Origin of the sequence: Pseudoalteromonas sp. SG45-3 (assembly GCF_014164075.1) — a bacterium.
In the GTDB taxonomy this organism is placed as follows: domain Bacteria; phylum Pseudomonadota; class Gammaproteobacteria; order Enterobacterales; family Alteromonadaceae; genus Pseudoalteromonas; species Pseudoalteromonas distincta.
In genome coordinates this window covers 179,229-196,185 of record NZ_JACJEN010000004.1, presented here as the reverse complement: position 1 = coordinate 196,185, position 16,957 = coordinate 179,229, and the positions used below count along the sequence as shown (strand labels likewise).

Annotated in this window: 17 protein-coding genes; 14 read left to right on the top strand and 3 right to left on the bottom strand. The window is 40.8% G+C overall.

Going from position 1 to position 16,957, the window contains the following annotated elements; translation table 11 throughout:
* Nucleotides 1-129: 129 nt before the first annotated feature.
* Nucleotides 130-972 carry a pirin family protein gene (locus H5126_RS06985; RefSeq protein ID WP_182719889.1) on the top strand — a complete coding sequence of 281 codons (843 nt, stop codon included), beginning with the start codon at nucleotides 130-132 and terminating at the stop codon, nucleotides 970-972.
* A gap of 21 nt (nucleotides 973-993) precedes the next feature.
* Nucleotides 994-1,968: a glutathione S-transferase family protein gene (locus H5126_RS06980; RefSeq protein WP_182719888.1), complete on the top strand. Its 975-nt coding sequence runs from the start codon at nucleotides 994-996 to the stop codon at nucleotides 1,966-1,968.
* A gap of 3 nt (nucleotides 1,969-1,971) precedes the next feature.
* Here H5126_RS06980 and H5126_RS06975 read toward each other — a convergent pair whose 3' ends face one another.
* From H5126_RS06975 to H5126_RS06965, 3 genes are read right to left on the bottom strand one after another with little or no spacing between them, the layout of a single operon-like run.
* Entirely contained in the window at nucleotides 1,972-2,214 is a 243-nt protein-coding gene (locus H5126_RS06975) for a hypothetical protein (protein ID WP_182719887.1), read from the bottom strand.
* Nucleotide 2,215: 1 nt separating this feature from the next.
* Complete coding sequence (locus H5126_RS06970; protein WP_182719886.1) at nucleotides 2,216-2,671, bottom strand: hypothetical protein; 456 nt, start codon at nucleotides 2,669-2,671, stop codon at nucleotides 2,216-2,218.
* A 6-nt stretch (nucleotides 2,672-2,677) separates the two neighbouring features.
* The gene (locus H5126_RS06965; RefSeq protein ID WP_002957982.1) at nucleotides 2,678-3,016 is read right to left on the bottom strand and encodes a hypothetical protein; all 339 of its coding nucleotides are present in this window, start codon (nucleotides 3,014-3,016) and stop codon (nucleotides 2,678-2,680) included.
* Between the two features lie 496 nt (nucleotides 3,017-3,512).
* Here H5126_RS06965 and mraZ point away from each other — a divergent pair, with 496 nt between their 5' ends.
* From mraZ to H5126_RS06905, 12 genes are read left to right on the top strand one after another with little or no spacing between them, the layout of a single operon-like run.
* On the top strand, nucleotides 3,513-3,971 hold the full coding sequence (gene mraZ / locus H5126_RS06960) for a division/cell wall cluster transcriptional repressor MraZ (RefSeq protein WP_007582904.1): 459 nt from the start codon (nucleotides 3,513-3,515) through the stop codon (nucleotides 3,969-3,971).
* A gap of 28 nt (nucleotides 3,972-3,999) precedes the next feature.
* Nucleotides 4,000-4,938 (top strand): 16S rRNA (cytosine(1402)-N(4))-methyltransferase RsmH, encoded by a 939-nt coding sequence (gene rsmH / locus H5126_RS06955; protein WP_182719885.1) that lies wholly within the window; start codon nucleotides 4,000-4,002, stop codon nucleotides 4,936-4,938.
* Nucleotides 4,935-5,261 carry a cell division protein FtsL gene (ftsL, locus tag H5126_RS06950; protein WP_002957986.1) on the top strand — a complete coding sequence of 109 codons (327 nt, stop codon included), beginning with the start codon at nucleotides 4,935-4,937 and terminating at the stop codon, nucleotides 5,259-5,261. The genes rsmH and ftsL overlap by 4 nt, the downstream gene beginning before the upstream one ends.
* Nucleotides 5,258-7,075 carry a peptidoglycan glycosyltransferase FtsI gene (locus H5126_RS06945; RefSeq protein ID WP_002957987.1) on the top strand — a complete coding sequence of 606 codons (1,818 nt, stop codon included), beginning with the start codon at nucleotides 5,258-5,260 and terminating at the stop codon, nucleotides 7,073-7,075. The genes ftsL and H5126_RS06945 overlap by 4 nt, the downstream gene beginning before the upstream one ends.
* A complete protein-coding gene (gene murE, locus H5126_RS06940) occupies nucleotides 7,068-8,546 on the top strand; it encodes a UDP-N-acetylmuramoyl-L-alanyl-D-glutamate--2,6-diaminopimelate ligase (protein WP_182719884.1) in 1,479 nt (492 codons plus the stop codon). The genes H5126_RS06945 and murE overlap by 8 nt, the downstream gene beginning before the upstream one ends.
* Nucleotides 8,543-9,925, top strand: coding sequence for a UDP-N-acetylmuramoyl-tripeptide--D-alanyl-D-alanine ligase (gene murF, locus H5126_RS06935; RefSeq protein WP_165743106.1), 1,383 nt, complete (start codon nucleotides 8,543-8,545; stop codon nucleotides 9,923-9,925). The genes murE and murF overlap by 4 nt, the downstream gene beginning before the upstream one ends.
* Nucleotides 9,925-11,007, top strand: a complete 1,083-nt coding sequence (gene mraY, locus H5126_RS06930; protein WP_002957990.1) for a phospho-N-acetylmuramoyl-pentapeptide-transferase — start codon at nucleotides 9,925-9,927, stop codon at nucleotides 11,005-11,007. The genes murF and mraY overlap by 1 nt, the downstream gene beginning before the upstream one ends.
* Nucleotides 11,008-12,342 carry a UDP-N-acetylmuramoyl-L-alanine--D-glutamate ligase gene (gene murD / locus H5126_RS06925; RefSeq protein ID WP_182719883.1) on the top strand — a complete coding sequence of 445 codons (1,335 nt, stop codon included), beginning with the start codon at nucleotides 11,008-11,010 and terminating at the stop codon, nucleotides 12,340-12,342.
* Nucleotides 12,339-13,514, top strand: coding sequence for a cell division protein FtsW (gene ftsW / locus H5126_RS06920; RefSeq protein ID WP_024606332.1), 1,176 nt, complete (start codon nucleotides 12,339-12,341; stop codon nucleotides 13,512-13,514). Before murD ends, ftsW begins: the two co-directional genes overlap by 4 nt.
* Nucleotides 13,511-14,587 carry an undecaprenyldiphospho-muramoylpentapeptide beta-N-acetylglucosaminyltransferase gene (gene murG, locus H5126_RS06915; protein ID WP_182719882.1) on the top strand — a complete coding sequence of 359 codons (1,077 nt, stop codon included), beginning with the start codon at nucleotides 13,511-13,513 and terminating at the stop codon, nucleotides 14,585-14,587. Before ftsW ends, murG begins: the two co-directional genes overlap by 4 nt.
* On the top strand, nucleotides 14,588-16,039 hold the full coding sequence (murC, locus tag H5126_RS06910) for a UDP-N-acetylmuramate--L-alanine ligase (RefSeq protein WP_039485322.1): 1,452 nt from the start codon (nucleotides 14,588-14,590) through the stop codon (nucleotides 16,037-16,039).
* Nucleotides 16,036-16,956: a D-alanine--D-alanine ligase gene (locus H5126_RS06905; protein ID WP_182719881.1), complete on the top strand. Its 921-nt coding sequence runs from the start codon at nucleotides 16,036-16,038 to the stop codon at nucleotides 16,954-16,956. The genes murC and H5126_RS06905 overlap by 4 nt, the downstream gene beginning before the upstream one ends.
* Nucleotide 16,957 lies beyond the last annotated feature (1 nt).

Here is a 16,957-nt window from a genome sequence, read left to right as displayed (position 1 = left end):
GAAAATGTAACCAATGAATCAATGTCGTTCTATTTTTTAGAACCTTAAGCTCGATTTAAAGACATAGTTGTTTTGTTTAATGAATGATTTAATAGCCTCATAAACTTATTCTTTAGAGTGAATTAAAAAATGAAAATATCAAAAATACTTACAGCTTATGCAACTCAAGATGGCGATGGCGTGAGCATTAGCCGCATACCTGGGTTTGATGGTAAATATTTAGATCCGTTTTTGATGATTGATGAACTTAAGTCAGACGACAAAAAAGATTATATGGGAGGCTTTCCAGAGCATCCGCACCGAGGAATTGAAACGTTTACTTATATTCTAAAAGGTGGCTTTGAGCATCGTGACCAAATGGGTAACAAAGAAGCAATTAAAGCAGGCGATGTGCAATGGATGAGCACAGGGCGCGGCGTCATGCACAGTGAAATGCCACTCGCTGATGCTATAGATGGTCTGCATGGCTTTCAAATTTGGATAAACATGCCAAGCGCAGAAAAAATGCGTGATTCACGTTATCAAGATACGACTAAAAACCCAGCTCCTAGTTTTACAAATACGCAAGGCGTGACGTTAAAAGCACTTGCGGGATCGTGGCAGTTCGAAAGTGAAACGCTTGCAAGCGAGCTGCAAAGTTTAGCTGCTAATGCGGCGCTCGCTGATATTACATTACCTGCTGGTAAAAGCATTTATTTAGAGCCTCTTAGCCAACAAAAAGTAATGCTTTATATTCATAGCGGCTCACTAATAATGAGCGACAATCAAATAATACCAGCGGGTAAGTTACTTATTTTAGAACCAGGCAGTGATATTAATATTAGCTCTGAACAAGGCGCTGGCGTTTTGGTTTTAGCAGGCGATCCACTTAATCAGCCAATTGCTCATATGGGTCCGTTTGTAATGACGACGCAAGCTGAAGTACAGCAAGCAGTGCGTGATTATCAAAGCGGCGAGTTTGGCAAAATATAACGGTATTTTTAGGAGAGTTTTATGGGATTATTAGTTAACGGCCAATGGCAAGATAAATGGTACGACACAGATTCAAGTAACGGTAAGTTTGAACGCGAAACGGCGCAGTTACGTCACTGGGTAACTGTTGATGGTAGCGCTGGAATAACGGGCGAGGCTGGTTTTAAAGCACAAGCGAACAGGTATCATTTATATGTATCACTTGCGTGTCCTTGGGCGCATCGAACGCTTATATTTAGAGCTTTAAAAGGGTTGCAAGATTTAATTACGGTGTCGGTTGTTAGCCCTGATATGCTTGATAGTGGTTGGGCTTTTGATACGCAAAACCACAGTACTGGTGATGCTTTATTTAATAGTAACTACTTACATCAAGTGTATACAAAAAATAATCCTAAGTATTCCGGGCGAGTTACAGTACCCGTATTGTGGGATAAAAAGCTAAATAAAATTGTCAGTAATGAGTCTGCCGATATTATACGTATGTTCAATAGTGCGTTTAATGAGTTAACAGGTAATAACGATGACTACTACCCAGAGGCACTACGACCAAAAATTGATGAATTAAATGCGTTGATTTATCCAAATATAAATAATGGTGTTTATCGTACGGGATTCGCAACAACTCAAGATGCATACGAAGAGGCGTTTAACGATTTATTCAAAGCACTCGATGAAGTAGAAGGGATACTGAGCAAGCAGCGTTATTTAACAGATAATAGGCTCACCGAGGCAGATTGGCGATTATTCACTACACTCATTCGGTTTGATAGTGTGTACGTTGGCCATTTTAAATGTAATTTACGCACAATTGAAAGCTATCCTGCATTAAGTGGATACCTTAGGGAGCTATATCAAGTTAAAGGAGTGGCTGAAACAGTTGATTTTTATCATATTAAGCGACACTACTATTTTAGTCACACAATGATCAACCCAACACAAGTTGTGCCAAGTGGTCCAAGTATTGATTACTTATCTGATCACGGTAGAAATGTTTAGCGCTTAAACTATCAAGTTCACTAGCCAGCCGTATTTTCTTACGAAGCTGGTTTCGCTTTTACCCGCTTGTACTGCTGCACCTGCGATAAAGGCACTTGAAAGCCCAACTTTGGTTACGGCAAAACGCTTTAGTCTATATTGGAACGCTGCATGATGTTGGCGTTTCAATTCACTGCGCGTATCCATTTGCTTACTTAGAGCATTAACGTTTTCATTAGGTGCTTTAATTAAGTAGTTAACTAACATACTAATTTCCTTGTAAGTTAAATAGCTGCTTTAAACTTTTAAGCGTTTTACTAAAGCCAATTTTATTGCTTAAGTAAACTGTATTTTTCCAAAGCCATATTAAACAAGCAACTTGTAGTAAAGTAGCTGTTGCAATACTTAGCCATACCGACCCAAAAACATCGTATACACCGTATCCAACAGCACCTAGAAATCCTGCCCACAACAAAACCAAACCACTGGCAAAGCATCCTAAAAATATAGTGATCAATGCAAGCGATCTAAGCGATAACCTCCATTCAGCTTTAGCAAGCTGGTGGGTGATCTTTCCTTGAGTTTGGTAATCATCCTTGAGCTGCTTAGAGTACTCTAAAAGCATTGCAACATGATCTTGCCAATCGTCCTTTTGGCTATGTTGCTCAGTAGTTTGGTCTTGTACATTACCATCCTTGGTTGCTGTTGTTTGTGGGTTATTCATCACTAATTACTTACGACGAAGTAGTGATGTGATTAACATACCCGCAGCAAAAGCAATACCCGCCGTTGCTAATGGGTTTTCAGAAGCAAAAGCACGAGTTTTTGCAGTACATTCACTTAATTTTTCACGTGCAATAAGTTGTTTTTCGCTTAATGCATCTGCTGAGCTAGAAGCTCCTTTACGCACACTGCTTTCAGCTGTTGCAGCTTTACTAGAAAGTGCATCTACAGCATCGTGCGCCGCTGATGTTGCTTTCTCTGTAAGAGGAGACTCAGTATTTGTTAGTTTAACGTCAGGCTTAACATCTGAAGTTGTATTTGGTTTCGTATTCGTTGCAGTAGCCATAATCAATCCTTAATAAGTTAAAAATTTAAATAGTGATTTAGATGATGCAATGATTAAACCAAACTTGTTATTCATTTTAACTACCTGAATTTGATAGGTTTTGTTTGTATTTTTTAATTTTTGATAATGAGTATTTTAAAATAAACAGTAACTATTACTACACGGCTAGGTAAATTTTACAAAGAGGATAAAAACGCCTTAAAAATTGTAAATATTCATTGGTTATTCAGTAAGCAATGCATGTAAACAGAAAGTTATAAAAGCAAAGCTGATATTTTTCTTTACCTCAATCCCACTTTTTCCCACGTAATTCAAATGCTTCGCTTGAGCCCTTATTTTTTCTAGCTTTGAGACTCACTAAAGCTGGTCAGCTTACTTGACAAAATGGCTTGTCAAGCCCTAAACTGGAGCACTGTGGTAAAAAGTGGTTTTTAGTGGATCTCATTGGATAAAATAAACAAAAAATTGAATAAAACAATTTCAAAGTAGGTTTTTTATGTTTCGTGGCGCGAGTTCACTGAGTTTGGATGATAAGGGGCGTTTTGCGGTACCGACAAAGTACCGAGAATCTCTGTTGTCTGAAGATCAGGGGACAGTTATTTGTACCGTCGCATTAAATGAACCGTGTTTATGGTTATATCCATTGGCTGAGTGGCTCGAAATAGAAAGCCGTTTAGCGAAAATATCTAATATGAATCCACGAGCTCGACGAATGCAACGTATGTTGCTAGGTAACGCTACAGAGTATCAACTTGATAAAAATGGTCGAATTTTGCTTGCGCCGTCATTACGTGCCCATGCATCTCTTGGCAAAAAAATCATGCTGGTTGGTTTGATGAATAAGTTTGAAATTTGGGACGAGGCGCGTTGGCACGAGCAAATGCAGCAAGATACTGAGCTTGAAAGGCTTGGTGATTTTGAACCTAACCAAGATTTAGATAATTTTACACTCTAACGGCACAAAAAAAGGCACACAATAGCTAATGACAGCGCAATTTGAACACGTATCCGTATTAATGGATGAGACCATCGATGCCCTTGCAATTAAGCCAGACGGTATATACATGGATGGTACATTTGGACGTGGTGGCCACTCTGGGCAAATTTTAGCACGCCTTGGTGATGAAGGTCGCCTGCAAGCAATTGACCAAGATCCACAAGCAATACAATCAGCTGAAAAATTTGCTGATGACCCACGTTTTGCAATTGCACATACTCGCTTTTCAAACCTATACGAAGTAGCACAGCAAAACGATCTAATTGGTAAAGTCGATGGCATTTTATTAGACATTGGTGTTTCGTCACCACAATTAGATGACGCTGAGCGTGGCTTTAGTTTTATGAAAGACGGCCCACTCGATATGCGTATGGACCCTACAACAGGTCGCAGTGCAGCACAGTGGTTAGCAGAGGCTGAGTTGGATGATATTACCCACGTAATTAAAAAATTGGGCGAAGAAAAGTTTGGTAAACGCATTGCACACAGAGTACTTGAAGTTCGTGAGCACACGCCAATCACAACTACCAAGCAGCTTGCTGACCTTGTTGATGAAGCTGTACCGGTAAAAGATAAGTTTAAACACCCAGCTACCCGTACTTTTCAGGCTATTCGTATTTACATTAATAGTGAGCTTGAAGAGATTCAAACTGCGCTACAGTCTGCAGTTAAAGTGCTAAAGCCAGGCGGACGTTTAGTAGTGATTTCGTTTCATTCTTTAGAAGACCGTATTGTAAAACAGTTTATTAGAAAACAGAGTAAGGGAGAAGCATTACCCAGAGGTTTGCCTTTAACTGATGCACAAATAAATAAAAATCTGACGTTAAAAGCAGTGGGTAAAGCTATTAAGCCAAGTGCTGCAGAAGTAGAGCGTAATCCACGTTCTCGTAGTTCTGTACTTAGGATTGCACAGAGGTTGGGATGAGTAAAAAAGCGAGCTATCGGCAACCTAATTTATTCTTTGAAATATTAAAAGGCCTAGGAGCTAATAAGCTAACCTCGGCCTTGTTGGTTGTGATATTCGCTTCTAGTTTAGCTGTTGTGCAAACAACCCACTTAGCTCGTGGCCAACTTATACAGCAAGATCAATTATTACAAGAACGCGATGAGCTCGATTTAGAGTGGCGCTACTTACTTGTTGAAGAAGAATTTTATTCGCAACATGCACGCATTGAAGAAGTAGCTACATCACAATTGAAAATGAAAAGACCTACGAGTCAAGATGAGCAGGTAATAATAGTACAATGAGAAATAGAGGCAAAAAACCAGTCACTAATTTAATCACATGGCGCTTTATGCTGGTGTGTGCAGTTGTGTTTATGGTGTTTGTAACACTCGTATCTCGCGCTGCTTATTTACAAGTAATAGAACCTGATAAAGCACGTTCAGAAAGTGACAAACGTACCGTGCGCGTTGAAAAACTACATGTGCAACGCGGGATGATTTTTGACCGTAATGGTAAAGAGTTAGCGGTAAGTGTGCCTGTTGTAAGTGTATATGCTGATCCTAAAGCATTGCACAAGTCGCTAGTCTCTAAAGTAATTAAACAAGCACGTAAAAGCGGCGAAGATCATTTATCTTTAGCTGAAAATACCGCTGAGCTTGATAAGCGTACTGCACTTTATTATAAAAACGATTTACGCTGGCGTGAGCTTGCTGATGTATTGCGCATTGATCCTAAGAAGATTAACTCTCGACTATTAAACGATCCCTCGCGTCGCTTTGTTTATTTAAAGCGCCAAGTTACTCCTGCTGTAGCAAATTATATTGGCGATTTACGCCTACCAGGTATTCATTTACTAGATGAATCTAAACGCTATTACCCCGCCGGTGAGGTTACCGCGCATGTTATTGGTTTTACTAATATAGACGGTAAAGGCATTGAAGGTATTGAAAAGCTATACGAAAACGCTTTAACGGGCGAGGAAGGCCGCCGCACTATACGTAAAGACGCACAAGGGCGTGAAGTAGAAGTGCTTGACGAGCGTGAGCGCGTAGAGCCAGAAAGTATAGAACTAAGTATTGACCAACGAATTCAAGCTATTGCCTACAAAGCTGTAAAATCAGCTGTACTGACTTACAAAGCCACATCGGGCTCAGCTATGGTAGTTGATGTTAAAACCGGTGAAGTGCTGGCAATGGTAAATAGTCCTTCATTTAATCCAAATAACTTAAGCGATGCTGCACCTCATAAGCGTCGTAATCGCGCAATTACAGATTTGTTTGAACCAGGCTCAACTGTTAAGCCTCTAGCCATTTTAGCTGGGCTAGACTACGGCGCCATTCAGGCAGATGACACGATTGATACCTACCCAGGTTGGATGCGTTTAGGTGGTAGTTTAGTTAGAGATACTCGTAATCACGGCGAACTAACACTGCGCGAAATACTAAAGTACTCCTCAAATATGGGGGTTGCGAAGGTTACTCAGTTAGTGCCTAAAGATTACCTTGTTGGCTTATATCAAAAAGTAGGCTTTGGCAGTGACACCGGTACTGGAATGGTAGGTGAAAGCAGCGGTTTGTTTTATCCAAATCGTCGTTGGTCTGACTTTGAAATTGCCACTTTATCATTTGGTTATGCAATTTCGGTAAGTACTGCGCAAATGGCGCGCTTTTATACCATGTTAGGCGCTGGTGGAGTTAATCGACCACTGACTATTTTAAAGCAAGATAATATACCTGAAGGCGAACGTATTTTTAAACAAAAAGACGTAGAAGCCGTAGTCCACATGATGGAAAGTGTATTTGAAAAAGACGGTACTGCTCGCAACATAAAAGTTGATGGGTATCGTGCTGCCGGTAAAACAGGTACATCTAAAAAAGCCGTAGCAGGTGGTTATGGTGATGAATATGTAGGTTACTTTGCAGGTGTAGCACCGGCAAGTAATCCTCGTTTAGCCGTGGTAGTTATGATTAATGAACCAGGTGGTGATGTGTACTATGGAGGTGCCACCGCTGGCCCTGCATTTGCAGAAATCATCTCTAACGCATTAAGAATATTAAACGTAGCGCCTGACAAGGAAGAGGTTGCGTACGTACAAGGTAAAGATAACGATGCGTGATTTAAAGGATATTTTAAAATACATCGAAATAGATGCGCCCTCGCAACTGGTAAAGCATTTACGCCTTGATAGCCGTGAAGTAACGCCAGGTGATGTATTTGTTGCTATTAAAGGCCATACACTTGATGGCGGACAATTTATTGCTAAAGCAATTGAAAATGGCGCAATAGCTATCATTGCTGACAGATTATGTGAATTTGAAAGCAGTTTTGAGCCACTGTATTTAGTCTCAGAGCTTGATAAAAAGCTTCCAGAATTAGCTAGTCGCTTTTATAGCCAACCAAGTCAGACTCTTGATTTAATTGGTGTAACAGGTACAAATGGTAAATCGACTACCACAGCAATGATTGCCCACTTAGCGCAATTTTGTAGTACTGATTCGGCTATTATAGGCACTTTAGGTTATGGCCATCCTGATAACTTAATTCCACTGATAAACACAACGCCTTCAACAGCTGATTTACAGCATATTTTGAGCGATTTAAATTCGCAGCATAAAAAGCTGATAGCCATGGAAGTATCATCTCATGGGTTAGTGCAACAACGCGTTGCTAAATGTCAGTTTAAAGCGGCTGTGTTTACTAATCTTTCGCGCGATCACTTAGATTACCATGGTGATATGGCAAGTTACGGTGATGCGAAATTAATGCTTTTCCGTGATTTTGAGCCGCAAGTTGTAGTGCTCAATCAAGATGACTTTCAAGCTGAGCAATGGCTTGAAAAGTATGATTTTAATAACCTAATTTGTTATGGCCGCAAAAACTTAGCTCCTAAGAATGCCCGATACGTTTATTTTTCTGATGTTGAATATTCAAGTGAAGGTATTTCGGCGCAGTTGTCGACAAGTTGGGGTGATATTTCTATTAAATCGCCTCTGTTTGGCGAATTCAACTTATATAACTTAACGGCAGCGCTCGCTACATTACTAGGGCTAGGTTATCCGCTTGAGCAATTAGTTGCTGGTTGTGCGCAGTTACAGCCAGTCGCTGGTCGAATGCAAGCTTTTAGCCAAGCTGGCATGCCAACGTGTGTTGTTGATTACGCCCATACACCCGATGCACTTGCACTTGCATTACAAGCATTGCAGTTGCATGTGCCAGGTGGTGTAAGTTGTGTATTTGGTTGCGGTGGCGACAGAGATAAAGGTAAGCGCGCATTAATGGCGCAAGCTGCAGAGCAAAACGCTAATAAAGTGATTATTACCAGCGATAACCCTCGAACAGAAAATCCTGATGACATTATTGCAGATGTAGCAGGCGGTCTAACCCATCCTCAAAATGCACATCTAGAGACTGATAGAGCAACTGCAATTCGTTTTGCTATAGAAAATGCTACAGCTGATGATGTTATTTTGATTGCAGGTAAAGGCCACGAAGATTATCAAATTATAGGCGATAAGCGCATCGACTTTTGCGATCGCCGCTATGTACAAGAACAACTAAAAAAAGCAGTAAGAGGGATAACACAATGATCCCAATGGATTTTGATTGGTTAGCTAATGTGCTAACAACTGATTATCAAGGTGATAATCAACACGTGCTAAATATAAATACTGATACTCGCACAGTGTGCGATGGCGAAGTGTTTTTAGCACTTAAAGGGCCAAATTTTGATGGCCATAAATTTATAGCTGAGGCTAAACAAAAAGGCGCTATAGGCGTTATTGTTCAGCACAAAGTTGATGTAGATATTCCACAATTTATAGTAAGCGATACACGTATTGCACTAGGTACAATTGGCACCGCTGTTATGGCCCAAGTGGCGCCTAAAACAATTGCAATTACAGGGAGTGTAGGCAAAACCACCGTAAAAGAAATGTGTGCAGCAATTTTGTCGGTTCACGGTGATGTATTAGCTACTAAAGGTAATTTTAACAACGATATTGGCGTCCCTCTTACGTTATTGCGCTTAGAGCCTCAACATCGTTTTGCTGTTATTGAGCTAGGTGCAAATCACTTAGGTGAAATTGCTTACACAACGGCAATGACAAAACCAGATGTGGCCGTTGTATGTAATGTTGCAGCAGCTCACTTGGAAGGTTTTGGTAGCTTAATGGGCGTTGCAAAAGCTAAAGGTGAGATTTTTGATGGCCTTAAAGATGACGGCGTTGCCATTGTTAATTGCGATAGTGAATTTAGCCAGTATTGGTTAGATAAACTTGAAGGGCGTAATGTTAAACGCTTTTCTACAACCGAAAAACTCGATATTTGGGCAGAGAACATCACGCTTGATGCCAATGCACGTGCAAGCTTTACGCTTTGCACTAAAAACAAGCAAGTACCTGTTACTTTGGCACTACCTGGTAAGCATAATATTAGTAATGCACTTATTGCAGCAGCACTGACCAGTGAATTTGATGTAACCCTTGAAGAAATAGCCAATGCACTTGCCACAATGGGTGATGTAAAAGGGCGCGTTAATTTAATTGAAGTGTCTGATTTACTTACCGTGGTTGATGACACCTATAATGCCAATGTTAAGTCGGTAAAGGCTGCAATTGACTTGTTAAGTGATATGCAAGGTCACCGCATTTTAGCACTCGGAGATATGGGTGAGCTTGGTGAAGATGCACGTAAGTACCATCAAGAAGTTGGCGAGTATGCACTTGAACAAGGGATTGATGAGTTATTTACATTAGGCGTGTTAAGTAAATACGCAAGTGATGTGTTTGAACTCCCTAATCGTCACTTTTCGAGCCGCGAACAGATGCAGCAAAAAATTCAAGAAAGCATTAATAAAGTGAATAAAAAAACAACAATAGTAGTGAAAGGATCGCGCAGTTCTCGCATGGAATTATTAGTAACCGATTTAGTTAATGGCCAGCAACAAGCCATCAATGGAGTATCATAATGTTAGTTTGGCTGGCAGAGTATTTAACACAGTATTTTAGTGGTTTTCATGTTTTTTCGTATTTAACGCTACGTGCCATTTTAGGTATTTTAACTGCGCTAATTATGTCTCTTTATTTGGGGCCTAAATTAATTCGTGGTTTGCAACGTATGCAAATAGGTCAAACAGTTCGCGACGATGGTCCGCAATCGCATTTGTCTAAGTCGGGTACACCGACAATGGGTGGCTTACTTATTTTAGCGGCTATTTTTACCAGCACGCTACTTTGGGCCGATTTATCAAATAAATATGTGTGGGCAACACTGTTTGTAATTGGCTCATTAGGTATTGTTGGCTTTGTTGATGATTACCGTAAAGTTATTCGTAAAGACCCAAAAGGTTTAATTGCTAAGTGGAAGTACTTTTGGCAATCGGTCATTGCATTAGTTGTAGCTACTGCTTTGTACTTTACCAGTGCACAAGCATCTGAGACATCTCTTGTTGTTCCATTTTTTAAAGACGTATTACCGCAATTAGGTTTGTTTTATATTGTGCTTACGTACTTTGCGATAGTCGGTACATCAAACGCAGTAAACCTGACCGATGGTTTAGATGGCTTGGCGATTGTGCCAATTATTTTGGTGGCTGCAGCATTGGCAATTATTGCTTACTTAACAGGTAATATTAACTTTTCGGCTTACTTACATATTCCACATTTACCTCTAGCGAGTGAGCTTGTGGTTGTGTGTACTGCCATTGTGGGCGCAGGGCTTGGCTTTTTATGGTTTAACACTTACCCAGCACAAGTATTTATGGGCGATGTTGGCTCATTAGCACTTGGTGGCGCATTAGGTATTATTGCTGTTTTAGTACGCCAAGAGTTACTACTTATTATTATGGGCGGTGTATTTGTAATGGAAGCACTATCGGTAATATTACAAGTGGGGTCGTATAAATTACGCGGTCAACGCATTTTTAGAATGGCGCCGATTCATCATCATTATGAATTAAAAGGTTGGCCAGAGCCTCGCGTTATTGTGCGCTTTTGGATTATTTCTGTTGTGCTAGTGCTTGCTGGCTTAGCTACTTTAAAGATTCGATAAATGCAGTATTTAAACGAGATAAAAAACAAACAAATAACAGTGCTCGGACTCGGTGTAACCGGTCTGGGCATTGTGCGTTTTCTATTATCTCATGGCCTCGCCCCCAAGGTCGTTGATAGCCGAGCAACCCCGCCGGGGATTGATTGGTTAAAAGAGCATGCGCCAAATCTAGATACCCACTTTGGTAATTTAGATGACGCTGAGCTTTGTTCAAGCAATATGATTATTATAAGCCCTGGGCTTAGCTTAAAAATACCAGCTGTTGCAAATGCAATTAACGCAGGTGTTGAAGTGATTGGCGACGTTGAGTTATTTGCACGTATTAATACAAAACCGGTTGTTGCTGTTACGGGCTCTAACGGTAAATCAACCGTGGTTACCCTCGCTTATGAAGTATTAAAAGAAGCCGGCTATAAAGTTGCTTTGGGTGGGAATATTGGCACAGCGGTGCTTGATTTACTCAACGATGATTTTGATGTGTATGTACTTGAGTTATCTAGTTTTCAGCTAGATACCACAACGAGTTTAAAACCTGTGAGTGCAACGGTATTAAATGTGTCAGAAGATCACCTTGACCGATACGACAGTTACCAAGCTTATATAGACTCAAAGCTAAGTATTTATGACGGTGCAGAGCTTATTGTTGTCAATGCCGACGATATTCAAACACATCCAGTTGAGCGTGGTACAGCCCCCCTAATCAGCTTTGGTGCTCAACAAGGTGATTACCATTTAGCGCAGCATAATGGCGAAACTCATTTTATGCTTAAAGGCGATGCCTTTTTACCTGTTGATACGCTTGCGGTAGTGGGTAAACACAATTATTTAAATACGCTTGCAGTAATGGCGCTTTTAAGTCCGTTTGAAGTAAGTAAAGATCAATATAAGAACGCGTTAGGTCAATTTAATGGGTTGGCTCATCGCTGCCAATTTGTAGCTGAGCTTAACGGTGTAAAGTATTTTAACGATTCAAAGGCAACGAATGTTGGAGCGACCATTTCTGCAATAGATAGTTTAGCTAGTGACGGTGAAAACCTGATTGTTATTGCAGGTGGCGATGCAAAAGGCGCTGATTTAAACGCACTTAAACCCTACATAGAACAGCATGTAAAAGCATTAATTTGTTTTGGTAAAGATGCAAGTGACTTAGCTGCGATTACCAATAAGAGCTATTTAACTAACAACATGGAAGAAGCCGTTGCTTTGGCCAACGTACTTAGTAGTACAGGCAATATTGTTTTGTTAGCACCTGCATGTGCCAGCATTGATATGTATAACAACTATATGCAACGTGGTGATGACTTTATTCAATGTGTTATGGCAGGGCAACTATGATTGCTTTTGCCGATATAAGAGATGCATTAACACCAAAACCTTCAGGTCAGTTGTATGATGTACCGCTGTTGTACTGCGTAATTATGTTAATTGGTGTTGGTTTTATCATGGTAACCAGCGCTTCAATGCCGACCGCTGAGCGGTTATTTGATGACCCATACCATATTACTATTCGCCACAGCATGTTTTTGGCAATGTCTTTTGTGCTTTTTTGGATAAGTGTTTGTGTGCCAATGGATTGGTGGAAACGATCCAACCCTTATTTATTAATACTAGGTATGGTGCTGTTAATAGCGGTATTAATTGTTGGGCGTGAAGTGAATGGTGCTAAACGATGGATACCTATTGGTCCTGTTGGTTTTCAGGTTGCTGAGGCCGCTAAATTATACTTTTTTAGTTATATTGCGGGTTATTTGGTAAGAAAACGCGAAGAAGTACAAGAAAATATTAAAGGCTTTGCAAAGCCAATAGCTGTATTTGCAGTGTATGCGCTACTTATTTTGCTGCAACCTGATTTAGGCACAGTGGTTGTTATGTTTGTAACAACGGTTGGTTTACTGTTTTTAGCTGGCGCTAAATTATGGCAGTTCTTTGTGCTTATTCTAACTGGCGTCGGTTTAGTTGTATTACTGATTATTGTTGAACCATATCGAATGGCGCGTGTTGTCGGCTTTTTGGACCCTTGGGATGATCCTTTTGGTAAAGGTTATCAGTTAGTTCAATCGCTAATGGCTTATAGCCAAGGTGGTTGGTTTGGCCAAGGCTTAGGTAACAGTGTACAAAAACTGCAATATTTACCTGAAGCGCATAACGATTTTATTTTTGCTGTAATAGGTGAAGAACTTGGTTTAATAGGCGTTGTAAGTATTTTAATGGTATTAGCTACTTTAGTATTTAGAGCGTTATTAATAGGCCAACAAGCGCTTAAATGTGGCAAAGAATACGAAGGCTATTTTTCGTTTGCCATTGGTATTTGGTTTGCATTTCAAACCATGGTGAATGTGGGTGCGAGCGCGGGTATTTTGCCAACTAAGGGTTTAACCCTGCCATTTATTTCTTATGGTGGTTCAAGCTTGTTAATTATGACCATTGCCACAGGCATTTTATTGCGCGTAGATTTTGAAACCAAAATGGCAACCAAACAAGCCACCTCTCGTGGAGGCAAGCGATGAGTAAAAAATTAGTAGTAGTGGCTGGTGGAACTGGCGGACACATTTTTCCTGGTATTGCAGTGGCTGATTATTTAAAACAGCAGGGCTGGCAAGTTAGCTGGATTGGCACACCAGATCGAATGGAAGCAAGCGTTGTACCTAAGCATAATATAGATATTGATTTTATTAATGTAAAAGGTGTTCGTGGTAACGGATTAAAACGTCTTATTAAAGCCCCATTCATGGTAGTTAATGCAGTATTGCAAGCGCGTAAGGTATTGAAAGAACAGCGTCCTGATGTAGTACTCGCAATGGGCGGTTATGTTACGGGACCCACGGGAATTGCCGCAAAGAGTTTAGGTATTCCGTTAGTTATTCACGAGCAAAACGCTGTAGCGGGTATGAGCAATAAACTGCTAGCTAAGGTGGCTACACGTGTATTAGCAGCATTTCCAAGTGCTTTTGCACAGGGTCAAGCCGAGCTAGTAGGTAACCCAGTTCGCCAAAGCGTTATGAATATAGCCAAACGCGATGTATCAAGCCCTATTAATATTTTAGTAGTGGGCGGCTCGCTTGGTGCACAAGTGCTTAATCAAACATTACCAGAAGCATTTAAAGTACTAAATAACACAGCTCCTATAAGCGTATGGCATCAAACAGGTAAAGGTCATTTATCTACTGTAGAAACAGCTTATAAAATGCATGGCTTTGCGGATGGTAGTACAAAAATAGCTGAATTTATTGATGATATGGACGCGGCGTATAGCTGGGCTGATATTGTTGTTTGCCGTGCTGGTGCGTTAACTGTTAGCGAAATTGCAGCAGCAGGTAAAATGGCTGTTTTTGTCCCTTTTCCACATGCTGTGGACGACCATCAAACAGCAAACGCACAATATTTAGTGATGGCTAATGGCGCATTATTAATGTCACAAGGGCAGTTTAATAAACAATCAATTGTTGAACTATTAAGCCCATATTTAGCCCAACCTTTATTAATTACTGAAATGGCTACAAATGCAAAAAAACAAGCCATTTTAGATGCCACAGCAAGCGTAGCAACGCACTGTGAGCAAGTAACAAATAAGAGAAAATAAGTGAAAGAAACGTCAGTACAAGAAAAACACACGCGCCCAGCAATGCGCCGAATAGAAACCATTCACTTTATTGGTATTGGTGGAGCCGGTATGGGCGGTATTGCTGAAGTACTCGCTTTTGAAGGCTACCGTATTACAGGTTCTGACATTGCTCATAGCGCTATGACAGATCGCTTAATTAAAGCCGGTGCTGAGGTATTTATTGGCCATCATGAAAATAACGTGAAAGATGCCAATGTAGTGGTTGTTTCAAGCGCGATTGATGAAACAAATCCTGAAATTATTGCAGCTAAAGCCGCAAGAATCCCTGTTGTGCGCCGCGCAGAAATGCTCGCAGAGCTAATGCGTTTTCGCCACGGTATAGCGATTGCGGGAACGCATGGTAAAACAACGACAACAAGCCTAATTGCAAGTATTTATGGACAAGCAGGGCTCGATCCAACTTTTATTATTGGTGGCTTGTTAAATAGCGCAGGTAGTAACGCAAAAGTAGGTAAAAGTGATTTTTTAATAGCAGAAGCTGATGAAAGCGATGCGTCGTTTTTACACTTGCAGCCAATGGTCTCGGTGATCACAAATATTGAAGAAGATCACATGGATACTTATGGCGGCAGTCTTGAAAAAATGAAAGACACGTATGTCGATTTCATTCATAACTTGCCGTTTTATGGTTTAGCTGTTGTATGTATTGACTCTGAAGTTGCAGCTGAGCTTATCCCGCGCTTTGGTCGCCCAGTTATTACGTATGGCGAATCGAAGGATGCTGATTATCGCATGAGCGACTTTAGCCAATCAGCTAATACGTGCACATTTACAGTAACTAACAAGCAAGGTGAGTGTTTAACTGCCACGTTGAATATGCCAGGTAGACACAACGCACTTAATGCAACCGCTGCGATTGCTGTGGCAAAAGATCAAAACATTGCGAATCATGCAATTTTAGAAGCGCTGCAGAAGTTTGAAGGCATTGGCCGTCGTTTTCAGCACTATGGTGAATTTGAAAACGAGCGGGGCAATGTGATGTTAGTTGATGACTACGGGCATCACCCTTCAGAGGTTGCAGCAACAATTGCAGCAGTACGTGAAGGTTGGCCTGATAAGCGTTTAGTAATGGTATATCAACCTCATAGATTTTCTCGTACACGCGACTTATACGAAGATTTTGTAAAAGTACTTGCTGATGTAGATCAGTTGCTATTGCTTGATGTGTATAGCGCTGGTGAAGATCCTATTGTAGGGGCCGACAGCAAAAGCTTATGTCGTAGCCTTCGTCAACGTGGCAAAGAGCCGCTACACGTAGCAACAAATGCTGAGCTTGCAGGTGTTTTGGCCGCAAATTTACAAAACAATGATTTAGTATTAACCCAAGGCGCTGGTAATATAGGTCAGTTAGTTAAAACATTAGCTGCAACGGGTATGTCGATAGAAAAACTTAAGCAAGGTGAAGTATGACTCAGGTAAACACACAATTTGGTAAAGTAGCGGTACTGCTAGGTGGTAACTCAGCAGAGCGTGAAGTGTCTTTACGATCGGGTCAGGCTGTTTTAAATGCGCTGCAAAATAGTGGTATTGAAGCAATTGCATTTGACCCACAAAGTCGTTCTTTGTGGGAGTTAAAAGAATTAAATGTAGATCGCGTTTTTATCGCTTTGCATGGCCGTGGTGGCGAAGACGGCACAGTGCAGGGAGCACTTGAATTTATGGACTTGCCTTACACGGGCAGTAATGTACTAGGTTCAGCACTTGCTATGGATAAAGTACGTTGTAAGCACTTATTTAAATCAGCGGGTTTAAGCACTGCACCTTATACCGTAGTTGATGCTAAAAAAGGCTTTGATGCTGCAGCCATTATGGATGAATTTAAAAAGGTCATGGTTAAGCCATCGCATGAAGGTTCAAGCATAGGTATGGCGCAAGCAAGTACAACACAAGAGCTTGAAGATGCACTAGCTAATGCATTTAAGTTTGATAACCAAGTACTTGTAGAGCAGTGGATCACTGGTCGTGAATTTACAATCACGGTGCTTGGCGACGATGTACAACCAGTCATTGAGATGACGACACCTAATGGCTTTTACGATTACCAAGCTAAGTATCAATCAAATACAACCCAGTATCATTGCCCTGCAGATTTATCAGAGCAAGATACTAAGTACTTACAAGCCATATCGCTAGATGCGTTTGATTTAGTGGGTGCAAGTGGTTGGGGTCGTGTTGATGCTATGCAAGACGAGCAAGGGAATTTTTACCTGCTTGAAGTAAATACAGTACCAGGCATGACTGAAAAGTCACTAGTACCGATGGCTGCAAAAGCGAACGGGGCAACTTTTGAGCAATTAGTTGTTCGCATTTTAGAGCAAACGCTTTAAT

What these genes read in the sequence shown, in the direction of transcription:
- H5126_RS06965 (WP_002957982.1), bottom strand. Translation starts at nt 3,016, where the DNA reads ATGGCTACTGCAACGAATACGAAACCAAATACAACTTCAGATGTTAAG.
- mraY (WP_002957990.1), top strand. Translation starts at nt 9,925, where the DNA reads ATGTTAGTTTGGCTGGCAGAGTATTTAACACAGTATTTTAGTGGTTTT.
- murG (WP_182719882.1), top strand. Translation starts at nt 13,511, where the DNA reads ATGAGTAAAAAATTAGTAGTAGTGGCTGGTGGAACTGGCGGACACATT.
- H5126_RS06980 (WP_182719888.1), top strand. Translation starts at nt 994, where the DNA reads ATGGGATTATTAGTTAACGGCCAATGGCAAGATAAATGGTACGACACA.
- H5126_RS06985 (WP_182719889.1), top strand. Translation starts at nt 130, where the DNA reads ATGAAAATATCAAAAATACTTACAGCTTATGCAACTCAAGATGGCGAT.
- murE (WP_182719884.1), top strand. Translation starts at nt 7,068, where the DNA reads ATGCGTGATTTAAAGGATATTTTAAAATACATCGAAATAGATGCGCCC.
- ftsW (WP_024606332.1), top strand. Translation starts at nt 12,339, where the DNA reads ATGATTGCTTTTGCCGATATAAGAGATGCATTAACACCAAAACCTTCA.
- rsmH (WP_182719885.1), top strand. Translation starts at nt 4,000, where the DNA reads ATGACAGCGCAATTTGAACACGTATCCGTATTAATGGATGAGACCATC.
- H5126_RS06905 (WP_182719881.1), top strand. Translation starts at nt 16,036, where the DNA reads ATGACTCAGGTAAACACACAATTTGGTAAAGTAGCGGTACTGCTAGGT.
- murD (WP_182719883.1), top strand. Translation starts at nt 11,008, where the DNA reads ATGCAGTATTTAAACGAGATAAAAAACAAACAAATAACAGTGCTCGGA.
- H5126_RS06975 (WP_182719887.1), bottom strand. Translation starts at nt 2,214, where the DNA reads ATGTTAGTTAACTACTTAATTAAAGCACCTAATGAAAACGTTAATGCT.
- ftsL (WP_002957986.1), top strand. Translation starts at nt 4,935, where the DNA reads ATGAGTAAAAAAGCGAGCTATCGGCAACCTAATTTATTCTTTGAAATA.
- H5126_RS06970 (WP_182719886.1), bottom strand. Translation starts at nt 2,671, where the DNA reads ATGAATAACCCACAAACAACAGCAACCAAGGATGGTAATGTACAAGAC.
- H5126_RS06945 (WP_002957987.1), top strand. Translation starts at nt 5,258, where the DNA reads ATGAGAAATAGAGGCAAAAAACCAGTCACTAATTTAATCACATGGCGC.
- murF (WP_165743106.1), top strand. Translation starts at nt 8,543, where the DNA reads ATGATCCCAATGGATTTTGATTGGTTAGCTAATGTGCTAACAACTGAT.
- mraZ (WP_007582904.1), top strand. Translation starts at nt 3,513, where the DNA reads ATGTTTCGTGGCGCGAGTTCACTGAGTTTGGATGATAAGGGGCGTTTT.